Source organism: Bradyrhizobium sp. HKCCYLRH3099 (assembly GCF_051167855.1).
Taxonomy (GTDB): Bacteria; Pseudomonadota; Alphaproteobacteria; order Rhizobiales; family Xanthobacteraceae; genus Bradyrhizobium.
Genome location: NZ_JBNPTW010000005.1, coordinates 297,145 through 320,065, shown reverse-complemented (window position 1 = coordinate 320,065; position 22,921 = coordinate 297,145). Strand labels below are relative to the sequence as shown.

Sequence of the window (22,921 nt, the reverse complement as noted above, 5' to 3'; positions counted from 1 at the left end):
CACGGCACTTTCGAGACAATAAACTCCGGGCGTGACCCTCATGCCGACAACAAGGACAACCGCCAACTAAAGCTATCAACTGCCAAATTCCTCGGCGAGCGCAGCCGCGGTAACTCGGTTTACCACATCATCCCAAGACTCATCCTGCCGGGACGCACGCAACCGCGGTTTTAGATTCGAAAAGCGGACATGAACTTGTCTCCTCGACAATTTATCCGATCTGAGATAATATGCGAGGGCTGCGTGCTCATAAGTCGCATAGCCATATCGAACGCACGCGCCCAATTTCATCAGCGCGGGGCTCAATCTCACCTCCTTACCCTCTGCCGCACCCTGACGCTGCTTGAGCAGAGACGGAACGCCGAATAGATAGCTCAGCTCCGGCAATACGCGGATCACAAATTTCCGCGCACCCAGACACGTCTTCAGTTTTGTAACAGGCGTACCGAGCGCCTTCTCAAGATCGGTTAACGGATGTCCTCCGATCCATAGCTCCGTAAGCCGCTTCAGATATGGCAATGCCAACGCGCATTTCTGCTCGCCCAATTTGAGTGAGGAAATTTTCTTACCAAATAGGTCGTCAATGGTTTCCGGACGGAAAATCTGAGAAAAGAGATCACCATTGACTTCCATCCAGTGAAAGAACCACTTGAGCCAATCAGCGACCGTCTGATAATTCGGCGCTCCGACGAAATCTTTCGACAGACGATGCATCACAGGAAATGCGATACCCAACGTAGATGACACCTGATGGTCTACAAGATTTTCTTCCGTCTCCGGCCCCTCCTTTTTATGGAAGGCCACTGCAGACACCAGCCGCGTTTCAATCCACTGTTGGTCGCCGCGTCCGCGCGCTCGAAAGCCAGACAATGACTTTTTGACAGCCTCCTCCAGACCGACCGTGGATAATCGAGTAATTACGTAACGATCGACGTCTCTTTTGTCTGCTACAGCAGCATGCACACGATCAAGCACTGCAGTTAGCGGGTCATCGATTTCTAAGCACTGATCGGACTGCCCGAACACCTTCTGAAGCTTAGTCCAATGCGCTCCGATGGTGGCATTCTCCACGTCGATGCCAACCACCTTTCCAGGAATCACCAAGACAATCCCATTCGCATTCTGACCAGCACGACCGGCCCTTCCAGCCGCATTCAGCAACTCTTGAGCCTGCAAAACCTCACGACGATCTTTCGCCTCATCAAAGCGACTATCTTCGGCAATGATCACCAACTCGCTTGGAAAATTCATACCCTGCGAAACGGTCGAGGTTGCCGCCATAATCATCGGCCCATCCGGCCGCTGGTAAAGAGACTCACACAAGAGCCTCTCCTCTGGCAACAACAAGCCATGGTGAACGACGCACGGAGACGTCAACCTTCCGTCACGAACATCAACAAACATATGAGGCGCGCCACCGACCTCCAGCTCGGCCACTTCAAAAAGCCGCCGCTCATCTTCATTCAGATCAATTCCAGTTTCGCTAAATCGCTTCATTATTCTGTTTTTTGCGCTTACCGCATTTGGAATGGTTTGGAAAAACACCAACGTTTTCACACCCGCCATGGCGGCAGCCGACGCGATCTCAGATGACACCAATCCGGAGTTAGGGGTCAACTTCCACCACTTGCTGGCGGAAAGATTAATAGCCTTATCGATCAGACCAAGGAGCGCGTAATCTTCAATATCGCGAGTAGCCCACGTCTGCTTGAGGCTAAACAAGCCCATGGGAACGGTCTGGAGCTTCTGTTTGTCCTCGGTCGATGGCGCTTTCGTCTTTCGAGCACGGCCCATGCCAATCAATAGGTCACCTAGCCTTTTGACGTCCTTCTGCGGATAAACGACACTTCCACGTAGCTGTCTCGTGGGCTTCCATGGAAGCGACAGCGGAATGCAATTTCGGCCAGTAACTTCTTTAATCCAATCGGCAATCTCCTTCGTGTTTTTCATCATTGCGGAGAGCAGAAGAAAGTTGGCGTCGGGCACTAGAGTGGCGAAATTTAGCAAACACAGCATTGCATCGAGAGCTCGCCTCCCCTTGCCTTCTTCAGGGTGTAACAGATGGCACTCGTCGAAAATGAGCAAGCCGACGTCAGCAAAAACCGTCGGCTCGATGCTCATTTGAGCCAAACAAGACTCAGGTGTCATCACAAAAATTTCCGGCAGCTCAACATCATCGCTTAAGAAGCCGACCTCATCAAAACGCTCCTGTTCAATCTTGGTCCGCCTAAACGTCCTTCTAAGACCTACCGTTGTTTGACCGACCAAAGCGTTTGTTGGCGCAAGAAAAATCACTTTCTTGTCTCGAAGCAGCGTGGCGCAAATCTTCAACTCGGAAAGGGTTGATTTACCTGCGCCCGTAGGGAAGCTCACAGCAGCAGAGTTTTCCGACTCCAAGTACCCCTGCTCGATAGCGTCGCGGTGATTCCTCCATAGATAAGGTCGCTTGCGCGCGATCCGCCGCATCGCATTGAGCCATTTCTTCCCGTCGACTCCAGATGGAGGTGAAACGCCCGTTACAGCGCTATCTGACAAGTCCCCTGAGACTGCGAGCAGAAGGGAGGCCAAATGATGAGGGCCGGAAAACGCCCCAATCTCATCACCCAGCCAAACCTCTCCAGCAGACTTGGATGAAGAGCTCAATCGCAAGACCGAACGAAACAACTCTCTAGCCTGCCCCTCCTCTTCGCCTTGTAGAAGCTGAAGCGCGAAAACACGCACACCCGTTAGCAGTTTATAGTAGAGCGCCAGCGTTGCCACTTGGGGTGTAGTGTCTGCGGTAACCGCATCCTTCGGCGGTAGCGTAGACGCAGCGATAGCTCCGAGTTCTCCTCGCGCCAGCATTTTAAGAGAATTGATTAGCGCTAGCTCAACCGGTTGAGCCGCCTCCACTGTCATTTGGCTTGCAACTTCGCTCGCATCTGCTGTGGCTTCTGCAACAAGAAAGAGCAACATAGCCGCGATGTCAGAGGAGATACCATTTGCGTCCAGGTAAGTTCCGCTCGCTTGGCCGTCCGTGCCGATGCGCCTTGCGTTGAAACAGAGCTGATGCGCCGATCCGGCAACGAATGCTGCAGCGGCTCGGTCATCGCGGTCTGGCGAGACCGCGACCAAGATTTCATTCGTAACTGCCAGTCGCTGCATCTCTCTAACTAGCGCGACGATTTCTGGCTCGCCGCCGATCCCGCTCTCTCGCAGCCGGAAGCGTGCCGCAGCAACGAGCGCAAACGCCTCTGAAAGCTGCTCAGGAAGCCGCTCTCGGTTCAACCCATCAAGTGGCGGAGCGGTCCGAATCAGTTGAGCGGTTTCTGCGTCATACATGGACCGCCACCATCGCGTTCGCCTTCTTAGCGGCACGTTGCGCGAGCTTAGCCATCCACGCTCGCATATCGCTCAAATACAGCACTTCTCCGCGACGTCGGGCGACGTCCCCAGCTACCACGACGTCATACCCGTCGAAGAGCTTCCGATAACCGTCGGTTCCCTTATGCTCTTCATCGATCGTAATTGCGATGCGATAGTAGCGAGCATTTTTCCAGACAATGGTTTCCACCGCTGCGTCAACGTCGACGCCTTTTGCTGTCTCCAAAAGTCTCGTGACTTCTGCCGCCAGTTCGTTATCGCGTGTGCCATTCTGCATTTCCTGGAACTCTTTCCAGATACGATCGCGCACCATTTTACGCGCGTTTTCGGTCGCCTTCTCTTCGCAGATCACTACCGACGTCACTTGGCTAGTTTTTGGATCGACAGTTACATGAAGGCCGTCAAATCCCTTGTGAGCATGGATCATATGAGGGGGCGCGATAAGACCTTGCGGATTTTGCAGACGTGCTGCGATCCAGGAGATGACCTGAAACATCCAGCCATCACGATGCCACGGGGCTTTTGGGTCTGTGGATGTGAGCAGCTTTAGCGCGCCGGCTAATTCCGTTTCCTTGGCATCGGGAACGGCAAACCCGGTTTCCCTAAGTACTCGTCGTACATATCGGCTTTGACCAAGAGCAACCCTGGCAATCAGCTCTGCCAAAGCGTCGTCGTCTGTGATTGTCCAACTGCCACCTGTGCAATCGTGCTTACCGCCAATGAGGCTAAATTTGATCGGCATCCCGAAATCTCCTACTAGACCAGTAGGACATGACGGGAGATTGTTCAACTACAAGTGTAAAATCGGCATAATTCTATTGGGATCTTGCCTTCTTACGGCTCAGGCGCGTGTAAGACGTTGACCTGAGCGCGACTCCGATGAAGTCTTATCCTACTCCCACTCGATCGTCCCCGGCGGCTTGCTCGTCACGTCGTACACCACCCGGTTCACGCCCTTCACCTCATTGATGATGCGCGTGGCGGTGTTCCCTAAGAACTTCATATCGAACGGATAGAAGTCCGCCGTCATGCCGTCCGTCGAGGTGACGGCGCGCAGGCCGACGACGTAGTCGTAGGTGCGGCCGTCGCCCATGACGCCGACGGTCTTGACGGGGAGCAGCACCGCAAAAGCCTGCCAGATGGTGTCGTAGAGGCCGGCCTTGCGGATCTCGTCGATGTAGATGGCGTCGGCCTTGCGGAGGATGTCGAGCTTGTCGACCGTGATCTCGCCGGGGCAGCGGATGGCCAGGCCGGGGCCCGGGAACGGGTGGCGGCCGACGAAGACGTCGGGCAGGCCGAGCTCGCGGCCGAGCACGCGGACCTCGTCCTTGAACAATTCGCGCAACGGCTCGACCAGCTTCATGTTCATGCGGGCCGGCAGGCCGCCGACATTGTGGTGCGACTTGATCGTCACCGAGGGGCCGCCGGTGAAGGAGACGCTCTCGATCACGTCGGGATAGAGCGTGCCCTGCGCCAGGAAATCGGCGCCGCCGATCTTCTTCGCTTCCGCCTCGAACACGTCGATGAAGAGGCGTCCGATGGTCTTGCGCTTCGCTTCCGGATCAGTGACCCCGGCGAGCTCGCCGAGGAATAGCTTCGAGGCGTCCACATGCACCAGCGGGATGTTGTAGTGGTGCCGGAAGAGATCGACGACGGTCTCGGCCTCGTTGAGCCTGAGCAGGCCGTGATCGACGAACACGCAGGTGAGCTGGTCGCCGATCGCCTCGTGGATCAGCACCGCGGCGACGGCGGAATCGACGCCGCCGGAGAGGCCGCAGATCACCTTGCCTTTGCCGACCTGGGCGCGGATCTTCTTGATCTCCTCCTCGCGGAAGGCGTGCATGGTCCAGTCGCCGCCGAGGCCGGCGATGTTGCGGACGAAGTTGCGGATCAGCTTGGCGCCGTCCGGCGTGTGCACCACTTCGGGGTGGAACATCAGGCCGTAATACTTGCGTGTCTCGTCCTGGATCACGGCAAACGGCGCGTTCGGCGAGACGCCGGCGACCGAGAAGCCCGGCGGCATCTGGGTGATGCGGTCGCCATGGCTCATCCACACCTGGTGCTGCTCGCCCGGCTGCCAGACGCCGTCGAATAGCAGGCTCGAAGTCTTCACCTCGACGTCGGCGCGGCCGAACTCGCGATGGTGGCCGCCCTCGACGGTGCCGCCGAGCTGGGCGGCCATCGTCATCTGGCCGTAGCAGATGCCCATCACCGGGACGCCGCTGTCGAAGATCAGTTGCGGGGCGCGCGGCGAGCCTTCCTCGTGGACGGATTCGGGGCCGCCGGAGAGGATCACGGCCTTCGGGTTCATCTGCCGGAAGGCGGCCTCCGCCTTCTGGAACGGCACGATCTCGCAATACACGCCGTCCTCGCGCACCCGGCGCGCGATCAGCTGCGTGACCTGGCTGCCGAAATCGACGATCAGGATCTTGTCGTGGAGCGCGGCCACGGAGGTGTCGGTGGCGGCGGCGGTCGGGGTGTTGGGCTGGGCTGTCATGGCAAGGAATTACGCCGAGAGCACGAGTCCCGCAACCCTTGGAACGGGCGTGTGAGGCGGTGATTCCCAGGGAATGACGACATCCTTGGCAGCGGGCGGCAACGCCATTGCGCCGGGCGCAGTAGGCTCCCCTCCCCCCCGCGCGAAGCGAAGCTTCGCTAGGCGGGGACGGGTTGGGGGTGGGGGTCCCCGGCGGCAGTCTTTGCTGGGTACCCCCCTCCCCAACCCTCCCCCACAAGGGGGGAGGAGCGCAGTGTGCGTGGGGCGCCCGCTCGGCTCAGACGCGGATCAGATTCAGCGGCGCCGCGGTGGGGGCACGGTCGCCCTCCCCGTCATTGCGAGCGAAGCGAAGCAATCCAGAGTCCCACCCGAGCCCCTGGATTGCTTCGCTTCGCTCGCAATGACGGCGGAGAGAGCTTGACCGCGGAGGAACCGGCGGACGGCGGATGGGCTTAGGCCTTCTTCAGCACCGACACGAAAAACCCGTCCGTCCCGGTGCGGCGGGGGGTCATCAGCCAGCCTTCCGGGGTCTGCAGCGCGGCCTCGGCGAAGGCCTCGGCCTTGTCCCAGAGGACGGTGGCGGTCTGATCGGGGGGCTGGATGGTGAATTCGGGGTGGCGGGAGACGAACGCCCGCACCTGGTCACCGTTCTCCGGCTGGAGCACCGAGCAGGTGATGTAGGCGATGCGGCCGCCCGGCTTGACCAGACCTGCGGCCCGCTCCAGCACCTCGGCCTGGTCCTTCAACCGGATCTCCAGCGCGCCGGGGCGCATGCGCCATTTGGCGTCGGGGTTGCGACGCCAGGTGCCGGTGCCCGTGCAGGGGGCGTCGATGACGACCAAATCAGCGGAGGCCTTGATGTCGGCGAGCGGGTCGGCATCGCCTTTGGGCGTGCGGATCTCGGCGTTGTGGACGCCGGCGCGCGACAGGCGCTCGTGGATCGGGGCGAGCTGGCGCTTGTCGGCGTCGGTGGCGATCAGGCGGCCCTTGCCCTGCATCATCGCGGCCAAGGCCAGGGTCTTGCCGCCGGCGCCGGCGCAGAGATCGATGACCTGCTCGCCGGGCTTGGCCGCGGTGAACAGCGCCGCGAGCTGCGAGCCCTCGTCCTGGACCTCGATCGCGCCCTTGATGAAATCCTCCTCGGCATGAATGCCGGGATTGCGGGCGTCGGCGCCGAGCGTGATGCGCAGGCCGAGCGGCGACCAAGGCGTCGGCTGAGCGCCGAGATGCTTCAGCGAGGCCTGCACCTTCTCGCGCTTGGCCTTCAGCGAATTGACGCGCAAATCGAGCGGCGCGCGGCTGGCCATCGCCATGGCCTCCGCGACGCGGTCGTCGCCGAACACGGCGGCGAGATACGGGTCGAGCCAGTCGGGATAGTCGCCGGCGACAGGCGGCGGCGCGCCCTCGGTGGTGCGCGAGGCCAGCACCTTTTCCTCTTGCACTGAGAGAGGCGGCGGCGCGAAGCGACTGCCGTCGCACATCGCGGCGATGGTCGGCACGTCCAGCCCGCGCTCGAGCTTGAGCATGCCGAGCACCCGCGCCCGCGCGGTGTCGTCCTCCATCACGTAAGCGCTGGAGGCGCGGCGGCGGAGCACGTCCCAGACCAGCCCGGCGATGGCGGCGCGGTCGCCGGAGCCGGCGAAGCGGTGGCTGGTGCCCCAATCCTTCAGCGCCTTGGCCGCCGGTGCCCTGTTGGCCTCGATGGATTCGATGATGTCGATGGCGGCGGACAGCCGGGCGGCGGGGGTCATTACGGTATTCCGTTCTAGATCAGGAGAAGCATCTTCAGGGCGAAATACAGCCACATCGCCAGCAGCACCAGCGCCGAGGCGGTCCAGGCCAGAGAGCGCTTGTCTGCCCCGCTGATGAAGCCGGCATTGACGAAGCGGGTGACGACGAACACCCAGGACAGCAGCACGATCACCAGATCGGCATGGCGCAGCGGCAGCGCAATCGCGATCAGGGCGTAGAACAGGGTCGGCAGGCCGAATTCGTCGGCGGCGTCCGTGGCTTGGCCGCGCTTCCTATTCCAGAACAGCAGCGCGAAGGTCAGCGCGACCTCGACGAAGACGGGCAGCAGCACCATGGGCAGCGACATCGAAAATCCCCCTTTGGAATGACGAAGGCCCGGCGTGGTGCCGGGCCCTCCTGGATGAACCGGTTCCCTCAGGACTCCCGATAAGGGGCTGTGGTTCCCGTGATTTTGCGGTCGCGCTGAACTTTCACATCAAGTGTGGCTCAGGCCTTGGACTTAGGCCTTGTCGGGCCCGACCCGCACCAGCTGCTTGCCGAAATTGGCGCCCTTGAGCAGGCCCATGAACGCGTCGGGCGCGTTCTCCAGGCCCTCGGTGACGTGCTCCTTGTACTTGACCTTGCCGTCGCGGACCCAGGCCGACATGTCCTTCAGGAAGTCGCCGTGGCGGGAGGCGAAGTCGGAGACGATGAAGCCGCGGATCAGGAGCCGCTTGGTCAGCACATTGCGCATCAGCGCGCCGGCCCATTTCGGCGAGGCCGACTGGGTGTCGTTGTAATGCGCGATCAGGCCGCAGACGGGCATGCGGGCGAAGGCGTTGAACAGCGGGAACACCGCCTCGAACACCGGGCCGCCGACATTCTCGAAGTAGACGTCGATGCCCTTCGGGCAGGCCTCTTTCAGCTTGGCGGCGAGATCGGGATCGCGATGGTCGAGGCAGTCGTCGAAGCCGAACTCGGACTTCACGTAGTCGCATTTGTCCTTGCCGCCGGCGATGCCGATGGCGCGGGCGCCCTTGATCTTGGCGATCTGCCCGACCGCAGAGCCGACCGCGCCGGAGGCGGCGGCGACCACCACGGTCTCGCCGGCCTTGGGCTGGCCGATGTCAAGGAGACCCGTGTAGGCGGTCATGCCGGGCATGCCGAGCACGCCCACGGCGGTCGAGATCGGGGCGAGGCCCGGGTCGACCTTGGCGAGACCGCGGCCGTCGGAGATCGCATGCGTCTGCCAGCCGGCGCGGGCCAGCACGATGTCGCCGGGCTTGAAGCCGGGATTGTTGGAGGCGACCACCTCGCACACGGTCCCCGCCTCCATGACGCCGCCGACCGGCACCGGCTGCGCATAGGACGGCCCGTCGCTCATCCGCCCCCGCATGTAGGGATCGAGCGACAGCCAGATCGTGCGCAGCAGCACCTCGCCGGTGCCGGGCGTCGGCACGGCGTAATCCTCGAGGCGGAAGTCACTGGGCTTGGGCTCTCCGACGGGACGCGCGGCCAGAACGATGCGCTTGGCTTGGGACATGGTGTTTCCTCTTCTTTGTTGGTTGTGATCGGCAGATTTGGTGGCCTCATGGTTCGAGACGCGCCGCAAGAGGCGGCGCTCCTCACCATGAGGGTTGAAAGCTTCGCTGCGCCAAGACTCCTCGTCCTGAGGAGCGCGCCCACTTGGGCGCGCGTCTCGAAGGACGGCCGCGAACTCCGTCGAGCCTACGCCCCGCCCGGATAGTTCGGGCTCTCGCGGGTGATGGTCACGTCGTGGACGTGGCTTTCGCGCAGGCCAGCGCCGGTGATGCGGACGAACTCGGCCTTGGCGTGGAAGTCTTCCAGCGTCTTGGCGCCGACATAGCCCATGGCGGCGCGCAGGCCGCCGGCGAGCTGGTGCATGACGTTGCCGACCGGGCCCTTGTACGGCACCTGGCCCTCGATGCCCTCCGGCACGAGCTTCAAGGTGTCCTTGATGTCCTGCTGGAAGTAGCGGTCGGCCGAGCCGCGGGCCATCGCGCCGACCGAGCCCATGCCGCGATAGGCCTTGTAGGAGCGGCCCTGCCACAGGAACACTTCGCCGGGGGTCTCGTCAGTGCCGGCGAGCAGCGAGCCGACCATGGCGACATCGGCGCCGGCGGCGAGCGCCTTGGCGAGGTCGCCGGAGAACTTGATGCCGCCATCGGCGATGACCGGCACGTCGGCCTTCTTGGCGGCTTCGACCGCATCCATGATCGCGGTGAGCTGCGGCACGCCGACGCCGGCGACGATGCGGGTGGTGCAGATCGAGCCCGGGCCGATGCCGACCTTGACGGCGTCGGCGCCGGCATCGATCAGCGCCTGCGCGCCGTCGCGGGTGGCGATGTTGCCGGCGATCACCTGCACCGCGTTGGAGATGCGCTTGATGCGGTTGACCGCCTCCAGCACGCGCGAGGAATGGCCATGCGCGGTGTCGACCACGACGAGGTCGACACCGGCCTCGATCAGCTTCTCGGTCCGCTCGAAGCCGCCCTCGCCCACCGTCGTCGCGGCGGCGACGCGGAGCCGCCCCTGCGCGTCCTTGCAGGCGAGCGGATGCGCGACCGCCTTCTCCATGTCCTTGACGGTGATCAGGCCGACGCAGCGATACTGATCGTCGACGACGAGCAGCTTCTCGATGCGGTGCTTGTGGAGGATCTTCTTGGCCTCGTCCTGGCCGACGCCCTCGCGCACGGTGACGAGGTTTTCGTGCGTCATCAGCTCGGAGATCTTCTGCCGCGGATCGGTGGCGAAGCGCACGTCGCGGTTGGTGAGGATGCCAACCAGCTTGCCGGGGATGCCTTTGGACCCGCCGGTCACCACGGGAATGCCGGAGAAGCCGTAATCCTTCATCAGCGCCAGCGCGTCGGCCAGCGTCGCGTCCGGCGAGATCGTCAGCGGGTTCACCACCATGCCGGATTCGAATTTCTTGACCTGGCGCACCTGGGCGGCCTGGCCTTCGGGATCGAAATTGCGGTGGATCACCCCGACACCGCCGGCCTGCGCCATGGCGATCGCCATGCGCGCCTCGGTGACGGTATCCATGGCGGACGCCATGATCGGAATGTTCAGCGGGATCCCGCGCGTTACGCGCGAGCGGATGTCGACCTCGGAGGGAAGCACATCGGAGAGGCCCGGCTTCAAGAGCACGTCGTCGAAGGTGAAGGCTTCGCGAAGTGTCTGGACGGTCGCCATCGTCAACTCCTTGTCTGCGGCCGTAACGGCCGCGATGGGATCTAAGGATGAGCGGCGCCGCCGTCGAGACCATGCCTCGCCGTCGAATCGGAGCCCATCGGTGGGGTTGACGCGGGTCGATAGCATGGGCCTGTGACGAATCAAAGGGCCGATCCGCCCTCCTCCCGCGATTGCGAAAGACCGCCCGGATCGGCCCCTGATGCGCAACAAAACGTCGCCAAAGCCCCGATTCCGGGGCAGAAATTCCGCCGTTAGCGCCAGGCGCCCGGCGGCGGGCCGTAGCGGCGGATGGCGTCGACCACCTCGCGGTGGCGCCGGTCCTCCCGCCGCATGTGCACGGCAATCAGGGCGTGCGCCGAGGGCACCAGCAGCAGCACGTGGAAGAACAGGCCGAGCACCAGGCAGACCACACACAGCAGCAGGTTGAAGATGGCCGCGAACGGCTGCCCGTTGAGCAGCAGACCCAGCGGCGGCACCAAAGCGGCGAGCAGGTAGATCATCGGCACACCTCCAATCAGCGACGCGACAGCGTCGCGCTGCATTTGGGGGGCCATGCCGGCAGCGCAATGGCCCCGTTCGTCGCAGGGTGTTAAAGCCCCGGCGCCGGCTCGCCTCTGTCCCCTCCCCAGGATTCGATGAACAAGCAACGAATCATTCCGCTGATCGTCGCCACCGCCCTGTTCATGGAGAACATGGACTCCACGGTGATCGCGACCTCGCTGCCGGCGATCGCCAGGGATATCGGCACCAGCCCGCTGACCTTGAAGCTCGCGATCACATCCTACCTGCTGTCGCTTGCGGTGTTCATCCCGGCGAGCGGCTGGACCGCCGACCGGTTCGGCGCGCGGCGGGTGTTCTCGAGCGCCGTCGCGGTGTTCATGATCGGCTCGATCGGCTGCGCGCTCGCCAACTCCGTCGAGAACTTCGTGTTCGCGCGCATCCTGCAGGGCATGGGCGGCGCGATGATGACGCCGGTCGGCCGCCTCGTCCTGCTGCGCTCCGTCGACAAGAGCGCGCTGGTCGGCGCGATGGCCTGGGTGACCATCCCCGCGCTGATCGGTCCCGTGATCGGGCCGCCGGTCGGCGGCTTCATCACCACCTATTTCTCCTGGCACTGGATCTTCCTGATCAACATCCCGATCGGCATCGTCGGCATCATCATGGCGCTGCGCTTCATCGATCCGATCAAGAGCGACAATCCAGAGCCGTTCGATCTCTACGGCATGGTGCTCGCCGGCATCGGCCTGGCCGGCCTCGCCTTCGGCCTGTCGGTCGCCGGCCTCAACCTGCTGCCGTGGTCGGTGGTCGGCAGTCTCGTCGCGATCGGCGCGATCTCGATGACGCTCTACGTCCGCCACTCCTGGCGGACCAATTCGCCGGTGCTCGACTTCTCGCTGCTGCGGCTACCGACGTTGCGGGCCTCGATCGTCGGCGGCTTCATGTTCCGGCTCGGCATCGGCGCCCTGCCCTTCCTGCTGCCGCTCCTGATGCAGCTCGGCTTTGGCCTGTCGCCGTTCCAGTCCGGCCTCGTGACGTTCGGCTCCTCGGCCGGCGCGATGGGCATGAAGGCGCTGGCGGCGCGGCTGATCAAGGCCTTCGGCTTCCGTCACCTCATGACGGTCAACGCGGTCGTCAGCTCGGTCTTCCTCGCCGCCTGCGCGCTGTTCACGCCGGCGACGCCGCTCTTGCTGATCGTCATCATCCTGTTCGTCGGCGGCTTCTTCCGCTCGCTGCAGTTCACTGCGATCAACACGGTGGCCTATGCCGAGGTCGAGACCGCGCAGATGAGCCGCGCCACCACGCTCACCAGCGTCAACCAGCAGCTCGCAATCTCCGCCGGCGTCGCCGTCGGCGCGTTCTCGGTGGAGACCACGATGTGGGCGCATGGCGCGAGCGAGCTCACCGCCACCTCCTTCGCTCCGGCCTTCATCGTCGTCGCCATCACCTCGGCGCTGTCGTCATTCTTCTTCTGGCAGATGCCGGATGATGCCGGCAGCGAGATCTCCGGCCGCAAGGTCGCGGCGATCGCGAGCCGCAAGGGCGCCGAGAAAGGCGCCGAGAAGGCCGCGACGAAATCGGCCAGCGAAACCACGCACGACGCGCGGGATCAGAAGCTCGGCTGAGTGCCGCGGCTCAGGGCTTCCGCGGGGCGGACTTCCAGTAGTCGGCCAGGCGATCGGCCCACATCTTCGCGTGCAGCTCGGTGCCGGCGCGGCTCATGTGACAGCGGTCGTGGCGCAGCGGCAGCCCGATCTGGTCGGTGTCCGGACCGGGATAGACCCCGAGCGAGGGGTTCGGCACGGCGGCCTGCGCGGAACGGATGATCTCGTCAGGAATGGTGCCGCAGAGCGTCGCCTTGGCCACGAAGATCGGCGCGGTCACGTCGGCGGCGCGCAGGCCCGCAATGATCTCGAGATCATTGCGCAGGTAGGACAGCCGTGCCGCCTCCTTCATCTTCGCGGTCACCTGCAAGTGCGTGCCGTCCTCCGCCCCGTTGGTCGCGAACGCAAAGGCATTACCTTCGCCCTGATGCCAGAGCACCGCGCTCGGCTCGAGACCCACGTCGCGCAGCCCGGCAAGGGTCGACAGCAGCACCTCGAAATATTTGCCGCCGCGGGCGCGCCATTCCTCCACATAGGTGCCGCCGATCGCGGCAGGCGCAATCACGACGGTCTTCGCAAGCCCGCGATCAATCAGTTCGTCCCCGAGCCGGGTGGCGACGTTCTCTCCGTCGCTCGTGGTTCCGAGCAAGGGATTGCGCGCCACGTAGCAGCGGCCGTCGAACCGGTCGAAATTATAGAACCGGTGACGCGGCTGATAGAGCTTGCCGCTCCGATCCGGCGCACCGTTGTTGGCGATGTTCGATTGCCCTGCGGTCAGCAGCACCACGAGCCCGTCGCGCGGAATGGATTCGCAGGGAACCGGCGTGGCCTGGCTGCGCGCCTCCTCATTGTCCGGCAGCAGACAGCGCGATGCATTTCCACCCGCGATGAAATCCGCGTCCGACCCGTAGAGCACCTGCGCGAGATTGCGCCCCTTCAGCAGGTTCTGCACCTCGGGATCGTCGCTCGCGCCGTCGATCCGCCGATCGATGTCGTCGAAGACTGCGGCACGCGCACGCACCTGCGCCACCAGGGCCTGAAAGCTCGGTCGTGTCGAGATCGCGCCCACGGCGCAGGATACGCAGTTGCCGTCGCGCGACTTGGCCGAGGTGGTCGGCAGGCAGAGATCGCGCGGCGGCAGCACTTCCGCAGCGTCGGCTGGGACGGCCCAGCAGAGCAACCACAGACCGGCAACGATTGACATCGATACGCTTCGCATCGGCTCCAGCCCATCAACGAGGAGAGTTTGGCTATGTAACAAGGAATTGGACGATCACGTCATCCACCGTCATTCCGGGGCAATTCTCAATGCGCAACCGCGACGCGGCTGCGCGTTGAGAATTGAACCGGGAATCTCGACATGGTGGACGCAAGACAATCTCGAGATTCCGGGTTCAAGGCCGGCGGCCTTGCCCCGGAATGACCGGGGTGGTGACGCAGGACCATTGGACGCGCTCGCTCGCGGAGACAGGTCGCAAACAGGCTTTTCCATTATAGTCCGCTGCCATGAAGGAAAGCCGAATCGACGCGCGGCCGCTCGCCGCCATGGCAATGGATTGCTGGCCGACCGCGCTTCTGCTGGCGGGAACAATCCTCGCTGTCCCTGCCCTCGGCGGATTGGTGCGACCGGTCTTCATCCTCGGCTGCCCCCTCACGGGTTGGTTTGCATGGCGCCGCAACGCCGCGGCTCACGTCCAGTCGGCGATCCTCATGTTTGCCTTTGCCCCGTTCGTGCGTCGCCTGGTCGACGTCTCCGCGGGCTTCGACTCCTCGGGCATCATGCTGAGCGGTCCCCTGCTGTTCATCCTCGCGCCGATCCCGAGCCTCGTCCTCTCGCCGGCGGACAAGGCCGCTTCGCGCAATCCGTGGCTGGTGCCGCCGCTCATCATCCTGGCCTGCATCCTCTACGGCGGCGCGCTGTCGATGTTCCAGAACGACTGGTTCAACGCCGCCAATGGCGGAATGAAATGGGCCGCGCCGGTGCTCTATGCGATCGCGCTGCAGCAGCAGGCAAGATCCGACACCGTCCTGATCGACGCGATCACGCGCGCGTTCATGCTGGTCCTGCCACTCACAGGGCTCTACGGCATCTGGCAATATGTCGATCCGCAGGACTGGGACCGGTTCTGGATGGTGAATGCCAGCATCACCTCGGCCGGCTATCCGCTGCCCTATATGGTGCGCGTATTCAGCACGATGAACGGTCCAGCCAGCTATGCGACCTTCACGGCCACCGGCCTGCTGCTGGTCGGCTTCCTGCGGCCGGGATGGCTGGCCATGGCCGTGATGGCGCCGGCGGCGCTCGGCCTGCTGCTGTCGCTCTATCGCACCAGCTGGATCACGCTCGCCGTGGGCGTCTTGTTCTGCCTGTTCTTTCCCGCCACGCGAATGCGCTCCGCATCGCTGACGCTCGGACTGCTGGCCGCGGTGGTCGTGACCGTGCTGTTCACGCCATTCGCGGACGTCATCACCTCCCGTCTGGAGTCGCTCGGCAGCGTCTCGCAGGACAGCAGCGGCAGCGAGCGGCTCGAAGAGTTCGTGACGCTGTGGAATGCACCGAACAGCATGGTTCTGGGATCGGGCTTCACCATCCTGGACGTCGGGGTCGCCGGCACGATGCCGATCGACGGGCAGATCATCGCAAGCTGGGTGACGATGGGCATCCCGGTCGGGCTGATCTGCCTCGCGGCCTACATCTGGGTTGGTCTCACGGCCACCGGCGCCGCCTGGCGGCTGCCGACGCGCGAGGGCGTCGTGCTCGGCGCGCTCGCCATCAGCGCGCTCTTGATCCAGCTGCCGCTCACCAGCATCTCCTCGGGCGAAGTGTCGGCGCTGTTCTGGATGCTGGTCGCGATGGCCTGCCCGAGCGACCAGACGGCCGGCCAGTCCCAGCCCGCCGTCGGCCGACAGCAGCATCAGACCGGGGCCTGATCGGACGCGACACGCGGCGCGATCGCCGCAGATCGCGCCTTGCGCCTGGCAGGCGCCGCAAGTCCAACCAGCGCGAGCAGATGCAGTCGCTGCAGGACCACATGGGCGATCAGAGGAAGCACGACACCCGCCGCGGTTCCGGCCAACAGATAGAGCCAGGGCCAGGTCGGGATGTGCGCCTTGAGCATGATGATGCGCAGGCCCGAGCCGGCGAGGATGTGCAGCACATAGATCGTCATCGACGCGACGCCCACGGCGGCGAGCCAGCGGTGACGAGTGGGGTCGAGCAGCCGGCACAGCACGACCATGCCGGCGATTCCGAGCACGCAGGCCGGCAGCGAGGCGAGGCCGTTGGCGTCCATGCCGGACAGCTCCCCGCCGAGCGCCACCGCGGCGGCGAACGCTGCGGTGATCATGATCAGCAGCGGCCAGCCCCGCGGGCGCCATTCCGCCATCAGGCGGGCGCCGTACAGGCCGGCGACATAGAACGGCAGGTGATGCAAGGTCAACGCGAGATCCGGCCGGACAGGAAGCATGAGGAAAATCGCGAAGCCGGCGACCGCCAGTGAAACCAGCGCCGTCCGTGACGGGACGAGCACCGCGATCAAATGGCAGAGCATCAGTGCGTAGAGAAACCAGAACTGCGCGATCGGGCGATACCAGATCGCAGCGAGATCGCTGGGATGGATCGGAATGTTGGCATCCCGCGCCAGCAGCATCGTGGTCCCGCCCTGGATCAGCGACCACAGCACGTAGGGATAGGCGATGGTCCAGAGCTTGGCTTCGAGGAAGGAGCGCGCGCCCTTCCGCAGGCTGTGCTGCACATTCAGGCCGGCCAGGAAAAAGAACAGCGGCATGTGGAACGTGTAGAGCGTGTAGTCCATCCAGCGCGCCAGCGCGCCGTCCGGAAAGATGCCTGGGCGTACCAGGCCGCCGAGCACATGACCGTAGACGACCAGGATCACGCCGATGCCGCGCGCGCAATCGATCCACACCATGCGCGTGGTGTCAGCCGACGCCCTCTTCGTTCCAGCATCCATGCCCGACAGGCCCTGCCCTCGCGCAGCGCGTCCGGTCCATCATCCCTGCGACGCCCGCGCGGTATTCCGTCTCATCTTTACATACCGCACCGGGCTTTGCTGTGCCGTCACTTCCAGCCGAGACGTGGCGCATTCGAATGTTAGTCTTAATTAATCATAAGCCGCTGTTCGCCCATTCCTGAGAGCGCGAGACGGGCCATCCGCTCGGGCCGGCCAAGTTGCCTCACGAAGCGGGGCGTTCCTTGCGGGAACGGTCCTGGGCGCGCCTCGTTGCCCCGCCATGACCCGAGAACTCGCACCCGATCCCGCACCCGGCCCGGGGCTTACTCCCGCCCTCGAACGCAACATTCAGGCGCTGGTCGACCGCCGCAAGCGCGAGCGGACCGAGGCGACCGCGCAGCAGAAGGTTGCCGACGCCATCACGCGGTTCACGGGGTCGATGACCTTCGTGTACCTGCATCTGTTGGGCTTCGGCTTCTGGATCATCGCCAATCTGCATTTCATCCCCGGCGTGCCCGCCTGGGACGAGATCGCCTCGGTCGAGGCGATCTTCCTGTCGACCTTCGTGCTGATCTCGCAGAACCGGATGGCCGGCGAGGCCGACAAGCGCGCCGACCTCGATCTCCAGATCAGCCTGCTGACGGAGCACGAGCTGACGCAAGTCGTGACGCTCCTGAACCAGATGGCGAAGCAGATGGGCATCGAGCCGGACGCCAAGCCCGAGCTGCGCGACGCGTCCAAGGACATCGCGCCGGAACGCGTGCTCGACAAGATCGAGGAAGCGCAACGGTGATACGCGTCCGAGAGCTCTGCGCTGAGTTTATACGCTCGTCTCTCTCCACCGTCATTCCGGGGCGGGCGGAGCGTGAGGCCGACGCTCGTCAGCCTCACGTGGAGCACGAGCCCGGAATCCATAACCACGGCTGGTCATGAGATCGCTGTGGCCCTGATCCTCGTCACATGACGGCCTGTGGTTATGGATTCCGGGCTGGCGCTATGCGCCCCCCGGAATGACCAGAGAAGAGATTGCGTGCTCTCCCGCTATGATTCCGCGGCGTGTAGCGCGTAGGGTGGGCAAAGGCGCTGCCGTGCTGTGTCCTTGATGTGAGCTCGCGGTGGCGCCGTGCCCACCGACTCCCTCGGCCTGCGCGGATCGACGGTGGGCACGCCGCCGCCTGTGGCGGCCGCTTTGCCCCCCTACGGCAGCGGATGCACGTGAGCGAGGTGTGGCCTTATCACCGTCCCAAGAAGCCACGGCGGGCGAGACCTGCGAGGGCGCCGCGCAGGCGGGCGCGACCGCTGATGACGCCGCAGGAGGAGCTGAACAGGCGAACCACGAGCTGGCGTCGCTGCGCTTCGGTTGGCTGCAGGCGAAGGTGCGTCAACGTCTTCGACACAGCCTCGACGGAGGCATCGATCCAGCCGAGACCGTCGAGATGGACGGGCATCGCGCTTCCCGGACTGCAACGGCGCGAGCCAGTCACGCGCGCAGACGACAGCGAGAGCGCCTCGACGCGACACGGTACGACCTCGCCACCGCGTGCTAGCCACCCTGCCTCGTCCGTCGGAAACAGATCTTCAGCCCGCGGCAGCTCGAAGCAGACGAGGAACGCGATGAAGGAAATGAGCATCGCAATGCCGGCCCACAGCAGGTTGAAATAGTCGATCGACGAGATCTCGCTCGCGGCATTCGGCGATACGAAGGCCCAGACGATGGCCGCCGCCGAGCTCGCGGCAATCAGCCCGAAGATCGCGGCGAGCTTGCCATGCACGCGCGGCTGGGAGCGGTCGCCACCCTTGTCGGTGACCTTGAACGGGCGGCCGAACGGCCGGATCGCCGCGCTGACCAGGGTCGCCGTGATGGCGAAACACGTCACCGCGTGCGTCGCCTCCATGAACAGCGGCAACGTCTTGGACCGCGAGATCCAGCCCATGTAGATGATGGTGCCGAGCAACGCGGGCACGCCGTAGCGCAGGAACGAGAGATAGTCGGCCTCGAACGCCGGCACCCCTGCGAACCAATAGATCGGCGGCGCGATCAGGAGCAGCACCATGAACGGCTTGCACAGCCAGTTGAGCACGCCATGCAGGAAGTGCCAGCGCTGGGTGAAGCTGTAGCCGCGGCTGCGCATCGGACCGTCGCGCAGCAGCGCGACCTGGATCGTGCCCAGGCACCAGCGCGCGCGCTGGGTGATGTATTCTGGCACGCCTTCCGCCGACAGGCCGAAGCTGAGCGGCTCGTTGAGCCAGACCGTACGGAAGCCACGCTTGAGCAGCGTGTAGGTGAGATTGAGATCCTCGGAGATCGCCGCATGCGGGAAGCCGCCGATCTCCACGAGCCGCTCGCGGCGCACGACGAAAGACGTGCCGACGCAGAACGCGCAGCCCCACGCATCCTTGGCCGGCTGGAACACGTCGAAGAAGAAGCGCTGGTCGTCGACCCAATGGCCCGATGCCAGCAGATTGTGCTGGATCGGATCCGGGTTGTAGTAGAACTGCGGCGTCTGCACGACGGCGATGTCCGGCTCGGACAGCAGCAGGCCCACCGTGCGCTGCAGGAAATCGCGGCGCGGCGCGAAGTCGGCGTCGAGCACGAGAATGACAGGCGCGTTCGACTCCTGCCCTGTGGCTGCGAGCGCGTTGTTGAGATTGCCGGCCTTGGCACCCTTGTTGTCGGGTCGCGTCAGATGACGCGCGCCGACCTCGTCGCAGAACGCGCGCAGCCAGTCGCGGCGTGTGTCGTCGAGCACCCAGACCGTCTTGCTGCGGTAGTCGAGCGCCAGCGCGGCGAGGATCGAGCGCTCCACGATCTCCATCGGCTCGTCATAGGTGCAGATGAAGATGTCGACGGCCGGCTGCTCGCCCCGCTCAGCCAGCGCGCGCTGCGCGGCATCGGCCTGCCCCGAGCGGTCGACGCTGCGGGTGAGGATCAGGATCGACATCAGCGTGTAGGTGATCGCAATGATCTCCAGCGTGATGAACAATCGCGGCCACAGCGCCTGCAAGGTCAGATCGAACGCCGGCAGCGTGTCGTGCCAGCGCCACAGCGTGTAAATCAGCAGGAACGAGGCCGTGGTGGCGCCGAACAGGACGCGGTCGCGGAGCCGCGTCGGGTCGAGCAGCCGGGCCATGACGAGGAGCCCGAGCAGGACGCCGAGGTCGGTCGACAGGACCGACGGTGCATTGCTGGCGGTCGGAAACATCAGGGCACCTTCGCGCCGGTGAACGGATTCCAGCCGGTCTCGGCGAGCACGGCCCACGCGGTGGCGCCGAGATGCGGCCGCTTGTAGTAGAAGAAGTCCTGGATGGTGGTCGCGCCCGTCGGATCGATCGACAGCCCGGTGGTGAGGCGCGCGTTGCGCGTCGCATTCAGCAGTCCCGTCGCCGTCCGGTCGGCTCGCAATCCCGCGACAAGCCGCTCGCTCGCCGCGGCGTTTCCGACCATGCGATAAGCCAGCGCGGCCTGTGCGGTGCCCTCGACCCAGACGCCGTCGCGATCGCCGTTGAAGTCGAAACCGCCATCCACCGCGAGCTTGCTTTCGGCGAAGCCGAGCGCCTTGCGCCAGGCGGGCGCATCGGGCACGGCCATCCACGGCCAGAGCTGCACGTCGAGCGCCAGCAGATTGGCATCGGCAAGGCTGCCGTCGGGCTTGGTGCCGAGCAGGAAGTGATCGCCGCGGAAGCTGCGATCGAGCAGCCGTCGCGCCGTCAGCGCGGCGTCCCGATAGCGCGGCTCGGACGTGAGACGATGCAGCCACGACGCCACCGCGTAGACGTCGGCATTGTGCTCGGTCGACATCCAGGTGAGGCGCACCTGCTGCGGATCGTAGCCGTGGAAGCCGCCGCTGAAACCGTCTGTCCCGTGGCTCGCGTTGACGATGATCCAGTCCATCAGCCGACGCGCGCTCGACAGATAGGCTGCCTCTTCGGTCGCCTCATGCAGCGTCAGCAGCGCCAGCGCCGCCCAGGCGACATTGCCGGTCGCGGTGCCGTCCTGCGCGGGGTCCTCGCCCCAGATGTTGTTCTGGTGATCCCACCACCCCGGCAGCAGCGCGGCGCCGGCGCCGACGGGACCGGCGCGATAGGCGTTGCGGAGACGGCCGTCCTGGAAGCTGCGATCGTTGCCGGCCGCGTGCACCAGCGCATTGCCGATCACGCGAGCTTCGTTGACGTGCCCGCACGCGACGAGCGCGATCGCCGCCAGCGCGTTGTCATAGGTGAAGGCCGTCGTCGAGAGGCCGAGCGGCAGCCCCTCCTCATCGGCACCCGGCTCGTAGGAGCGGATGAATGCCGCATCATGACCGGCGAGCTTTGGCCCCACGGCCTGTGCAAGTCCTGCGCATAAAGGCGTTTCGGCGCGCAGCGGCATGACGCTGCCGAGCAGCGCCGTCGCGATGATGACCATGGATGCGAGCCTCATTGCGCAGACCCCGCATGCGCCGCCGGAAGCCAGTGCTCGTCCAGCTCAGGCGGTTGAACCGGTTGCGACCGCAAGGCGGAGTCGAGCTTGGTGACGCCGGCCCGCCGTATGGCTTCATCCGGCTCGGACGGATCAAGATCGGTAAGCGAGGCCACCAGGTGGCCGAGCCGCCGCCAGGTCACCGACATCGACGGTACGATGCCGTTGTCGCGGGTCACGGTCACCCACTGCCCGACCGTGCAGGCCGGCGTCGCGGCGGAAGCCGGCTGCGCTGCAGGCATGTCCTCGGCCGCATCCGGCGTGATCATCACATAGAGCTCGCGCCGCTCGGTCTGCGGAAACGGCACGGCGAAGCGCTCGTCGACCTTGTCGCTTGTCTTCGGCAGCACGGCGCTGACGGTGCCGCTGTGGAAGCCGCCGCCATCGATCCGCACCTTGGTGCCCGGCTTCATCGCTTCACCCTGCCGATAGGAGAAGATCGCGACGACGAAGCGCTTGTCGCAATCGACGACGGAAGCGATCGTATCGCCCGCGCTGACGTGGCGTCCAGTGTCGGCGCCGACCGCCAGCACCTTGCCGGGACCGGGCGACAATACGTCGGCGGACGCGAGCCTTGCCAGCCGCGCGCGCTCGGACTTGATCAGGCCTTCGAGGTCGCCGAGCACGGCGGATTGCTGCTTCTCCTCGATCTCCATGCGCCGGGCATCGAGATCGATGTCGCGGCGCTTCTGCGCAAGCATGTTGAGCGCGACCAGATCCTCGCCGACATAGATGCCGGCGTTCAGCGCCTTCAGCTGCGTCAGCTTCTGGTTCAGTTTCGCATTCTGCGCGTCGGTGTCGTGCAGCGCCGCCGCATATTGCTGCTCGGTCGGTTTGACCATGTCGAGGCTGGCGGCGTCGCGCGCGACCATGCGGTTCTGCCGGTCGACGATCGCCTTCTTCTCGCTGCTCTGCGCGTTGGACTGCGCCACGCGTGCGCGGAGTTCCTCGATCTGCGACTGCAACTGCGCCTTCAACTGCTCGGCTTGGCTCGCGATCTCCTGGTCGAGCGAGCCGACATAGCTGATGTCGGATTGATGTTTCGCACGGGTGGCGTCGAGCTTCTGGCGCGCGTCTCCCGCCTTCTCCTCCAGCGAGATCAGCGTGGTGCGGTCGAGCCGCGGATTGGTGATCTCCGCCAGGCGATCCCCGGCGTTCACCTCGCCGCCCTGCTTCGCGGTGAGCGTGTCGACCTGGCCCGCGATTGGCGAGGTCAGCAGCATGACGGGGGCGTCGACGACGGCCCGGTCGGACTGGTCGGCGACGATCGGCGGCACCACCGCCGTCAGCATCAGCGCCGACAGGATGCCGGCGACGCCGATGGCGGAGGCGCGCAGGATCACGGGGTGCCGCGGCGGACGCGCCGGTGTCGTCTGCGCGGATCGAGGAGGTGCGGCGGCCGGCTTGAAACCGTCATCGAAGCGATCGGTCATCGGGTCTCTTTCGGTTTGGGGTGACACGCCCCGAAAGACGCCTCCTCCAGTTGATCCGAGGTTCCAAGCCTCGGTCTCGATGGTTGAAGCGCAAACCAGATCACGCGGACATCGTTTCAAGCCGGGTCCGATGTTCGTCCCTTCTCCCG

Annotated in this window: 16 protein-coding genes; 3 read left to right on the top strand and 13 right to left on the bottom strand. The window is 64.6% G+C overall.

The window, feature by feature from the left end; genetic code table 11:
- Positions 1-75: 75 nt before the first annotated feature.
- From ACQR1Y_RS14035 to ACQR1Y_RS14000, 8 genes are all read right to left on the bottom strand, one after another.
- The gene (locus ACQR1Y_RS14035; RefSeq protein WP_434876857.1) at positions 76-3,321 is read right to left on the bottom strand and encodes a DEAD/DEAH box helicase; all 3,246 of its coding nucleotides are present in this window, start codon (positions 3,319-3,321) and stop codon (positions 76-78) included.
- Positions 3,314-4,105, bottom strand: a complete 792-nt coding sequence (locus tag ACQR1Y_RS14030; RefSeq protein ID WP_434876856.1) for a hypothetical protein — start codon at positions 4,103-4,105, stop codon at positions 3,314-3,316. The genes ACQR1Y_RS14035 and ACQR1Y_RS14030 overlap by 8 nt, the downstream gene beginning before the upstream one ends.
- A gap of 150 nt (positions 4,106-4,255) precedes the next feature.
- The gene (guaA, locus tag ACQR1Y_RS14025) at positions 4,256-5,860 is read right to left on the bottom strand and encodes a glutamine-hydrolyzing GMP synthase (RefSeq protein WP_434876855.1); all 1,605 of its coding nucleotides are present in this window, start codon (positions 5,858-5,860) and stop codon (positions 4,256-4,258) included.
- Positions 5,861-6,312: 452 nt separating this feature from the next.
- Positions 6,313-7,611 (bottom strand): RsmB/NOP family class I SAM-dependent RNA methyltransferase, encoded by a 1,299-nt coding sequence (locus tag ACQR1Y_RS14020; protein ID WP_434876854.1) that lies wholly within the window; start codon positions 7,609-7,611, stop codon positions 6,313-6,315.
- A 14-nt stretch (positions 7,612-7,625) separates the two neighbouring features.
- Positions 7,626-7,958 carry an MAPEG family protein gene (locus ACQR1Y_RS14015; RefSeq protein ID WP_434876853.1) on the bottom strand — a complete coding sequence of 111 codons (333 nt, stop codon included), beginning with the start codon at positions 7,956-7,958 and terminating at the stop codon, positions 7,626-7,628.
- 153 nt (positions 7,959-8,111) lie between these two features.
- A complete protein-coding gene (locus ACQR1Y_RS14010; RefSeq protein ID WP_434876852.1) occupies positions 8,112-9,134 on the bottom strand; it encodes an NADP-dependent oxidoreductase in 1,023 nt (340 codons plus the stop codon).
- 185 nt (positions 9,135-9,319) lie between these two features.
- Complete coding sequence (gene guaB, locus ACQR1Y_RS14005) at positions 9,320-10,807, bottom strand: IMP dehydrogenase (protein ID WP_434876851.1); 1,488 nt, start codon at positions 10,805-10,807, stop codon at positions 9,320-9,322.
- A gap of 251 nt (positions 10,808-11,058) precedes the next feature.
- A complete protein-coding gene (locus tag ACQR1Y_RS14000; protein ID WP_009030401.1) occupies positions 11,059-11,307 on the bottom strand; it encodes a hypothetical protein in 249 nt (82 codons plus the stop codon).
- 135 nt (positions 11,308-11,442) lie between these two features.
- On the opposite strand from ACQR1Y_RS14000, the gene ACQR1Y_RS13995 reads away from it, so the two are divergent.
- Positions 11,443-12,930 carry a DHA2 family efflux MFS transporter permease subunit gene (locus tag ACQR1Y_RS13995; protein ID WP_434857484.1) on the top strand — a complete coding sequence of 496 codons (1,488 nt, stop codon included), beginning with the start codon at positions 11,443-11,445 and terminating at the stop codon, positions 12,928-12,930.
- A gap of 10 nt (positions 12,931-12,940) precedes the next feature.
- On the opposite strand, the gene ACQR1Y_RS13990 is transcribed toward ACQR1Y_RS13995, so the two are convergent.
- Positions 12,941-14,113 (bottom strand): sialate O-acetylesterase, encoded by a 1,173-nt coding sequence (locus tag ACQR1Y_RS13990; protein WP_434876850.1) that lies wholly within the window; start codon positions 14,111-14,113, stop codon positions 12,941-12,943.
- 506 nt (positions 14,114-14,619) lie between these two features.
- Here ACQR1Y_RS13990 and ACQR1Y_RS13985 point away from each other — a divergent pair.
- A complete protein-coding gene (locus ACQR1Y_RS13985) occupies positions 14,620-15,840 on the top strand; it encodes an O-antigen ligase family protein (protein ID WP_434876849.1) in 1,221 nt (406 codons plus the stop codon).
- Here ACQR1Y_RS13985 and ACQR1Y_RS13980 read toward each other — a convergent pair.
- Complete coding sequence (locus ACQR1Y_RS13980) at positions 15,825-16,838, bottom strand: acyltransferase family protein (protein ID WP_434876848.1); 1,014 nt, start codon at positions 16,836-16,838, stop codon at positions 15,825-15,827. The two genes, ACQR1Y_RS13985 and ACQR1Y_RS13980, sit on opposite strands and share 16 nt — an antisense overlap.
- Before the next feature lie 322 nt (positions 16,839-17,160).
- Between ACQR1Y_RS13980 and ACQR1Y_RS13975 the strand changes: the two genes are divergently transcribed.
- Complete coding sequence (locus tag ACQR1Y_RS13975) at positions 17,161-17,673, top strand: DUF1003 domain-containing protein (RefSeq protein ID WP_434876847.1); 513 nt, start codon at positions 17,161-17,163, stop codon at positions 17,671-17,673.
- Positions 17,674-18,115: 442 nt separating this feature from the next.
- Here ACQR1Y_RS13975 and ACQR1Y_RS13970 read toward each other — a convergent pair whose 3' ends face one another.
- Genes ACQR1Y_RS13970 through ACQR1Y_RS13960 form a run of 3 tightly spaced genes read right to left on the bottom strand, consistent with a single transcriptional unit; the run spans position 18,116 to position 22,772 of the window.
- Complete coding sequence (locus ACQR1Y_RS13970; RefSeq protein WP_434876846.1) at positions 18,116-20,083, bottom strand: glycosyltransferase family 2 protein; 1,968 nt, start codon at positions 20,081-20,083, stop codon at positions 18,116-18,118.
- Positions 20,083-21,300, bottom strand: a complete 1,218-nt coding sequence (locus ACQR1Y_RS13965) for a hypothetical protein (protein ID WP_434876845.1) — start codon at positions 21,298-21,300, stop codon at positions 20,083-20,085. The genes ACQR1Y_RS13970 and ACQR1Y_RS13965 overlap by 1 nt, the downstream gene beginning before the upstream one ends.
- On the bottom strand, positions 21,297-22,772 hold the full coding sequence (locus ACQR1Y_RS13960; RefSeq protein ID WP_434876844.1) for an HlyD family secretion protein: 1,476 nt from the start codon (positions 22,770-22,772) through the stop codon (positions 21,297-21,299). Before ACQR1Y_RS13960 ends, ACQR1Y_RS13965 begins: the two co-directional genes overlap by 4 nt.
- Between the last annotated feature and the right edge of the window lie 149 nt (positions 22,773-22,921).

What these genes read in the sequence shown, in the direction of transcription:
- ACQR1Y_RS13985 (WP_434876849.1), top strand. Translation starts at nt 14,620, where the DNA reads ATGTTTGCCTTTGCCCCGTTCGTGCGTCGCCTGGTCGACGTCTCCGCG.
- ACQR1Y_RS13995 (WP_434857484.1), top strand. Translation starts at nt 11,443, where the DNA reads ATGAACAAGCAACGAATCATTCCGCTGATCGTCGCCACCGCCCTGTTC.
- guaB (WP_434876851.1), bottom strand. Translation starts at nt 10,807, where the DNA reads ATGGCGACCGTCCAGACACTTCGCGAAGCCTTCACCTTCGACGACGTG.
- guaA (WP_434876855.1), bottom strand. Translation starts at nt 5,860, where the DNA reads ATGACAGCCCAGCCCAACACCCCGACCGCCGCCGCCACCGACACCTCC.
- ACQR1Y_RS13965 (WP_434876845.1), bottom strand. Translation starts at nt 21,300, where the DNA reads ATGAGGCTCGCATCCATGGTCATCATCGCGACGGCGCTGCTCGGCAGC.
- ACQR1Y_RS13960 (WP_434876844.1), bottom strand. Translation starts at nt 22,772, where the DNA reads ATGACCGATCGCTTCGATGACGGTTTCAAGCCGGCCGCCGCACCTCCT.
- ACQR1Y_RS14020 (WP_434876854.1), bottom strand. Translation starts at nt 7,611, where the DNA reads ATGACCCCCGCCGCCCGGCTGTCCGCCGCCATCGACATCATCGAATCC.
- ACQR1Y_RS13970 (WP_434876846.1), bottom strand. Translation starts at nt 20,083, where the DNA reads ATGTTTCCGACCGCCAGCAATGCACCGTCGGTCCTGTCGACCGACCTC.
- ACQR1Y_RS14015 (WP_434876853.1), bottom strand. Translation starts at nt 7,958, where the DNA reads ATGTCGCTGCCCATGGTGCTGCTGCCCGTCTTCGTCGAGGTCGCGCTG.
- ACQR1Y_RS14010 (WP_434876852.1), bottom strand. Translation starts at nt 9,134, where the DNA reads ATGTCCCAAGCCAAGCGCATCGTTCTGGCCGCGCGTCCCGTCGGAGAG.
- ACQR1Y_RS13990 (WP_434876850.1), bottom strand. Translation starts at nt 14,113, where the DNA reads ATGTCAATCGTTGCCGGTCTGTGGTTGCTCTGCTGGGCCGTCCCAGCC.
- ACQR1Y_RS13980 (WP_434876848.1), bottom strand. Translation starts at nt 16,838, where the DNA reads ATGGTGTGGATCGATTGCGCGCGCGGCATCGGCGTGATCCTGGTCGTC.
- ACQR1Y_RS14035 (WP_434876857.1), bottom strand. Translation starts at nt 3,321, where the DNA reads ATGTATGACGCAGAAACCGCTCAACTGATTCGGACCGCTCCGCCACTT.
- ACQR1Y_RS14030 (WP_434876856.1), bottom strand. Translation starts at nt 4,105, where the DNA reads ATGCCGATCAAATTTAGCCTCATTGGCGGTAAGCACGATTGCACAGGT.
- ACQR1Y_RS13975 (WP_434876847.1), top strand. Translation starts at nt 17,161, where the DNA reads ATGACCCGAGAACTCGCACCCGATCCCGCACCCGGCCCGGGGCTTACT.
- ACQR1Y_RS14000 (WP_009030401.1), bottom strand. Translation starts at nt 11,307, where the DNA reads ATGATCTACCTGCTCGCCGCTTTGGTGCCGCCGCTGGGTCTGCTGCTC.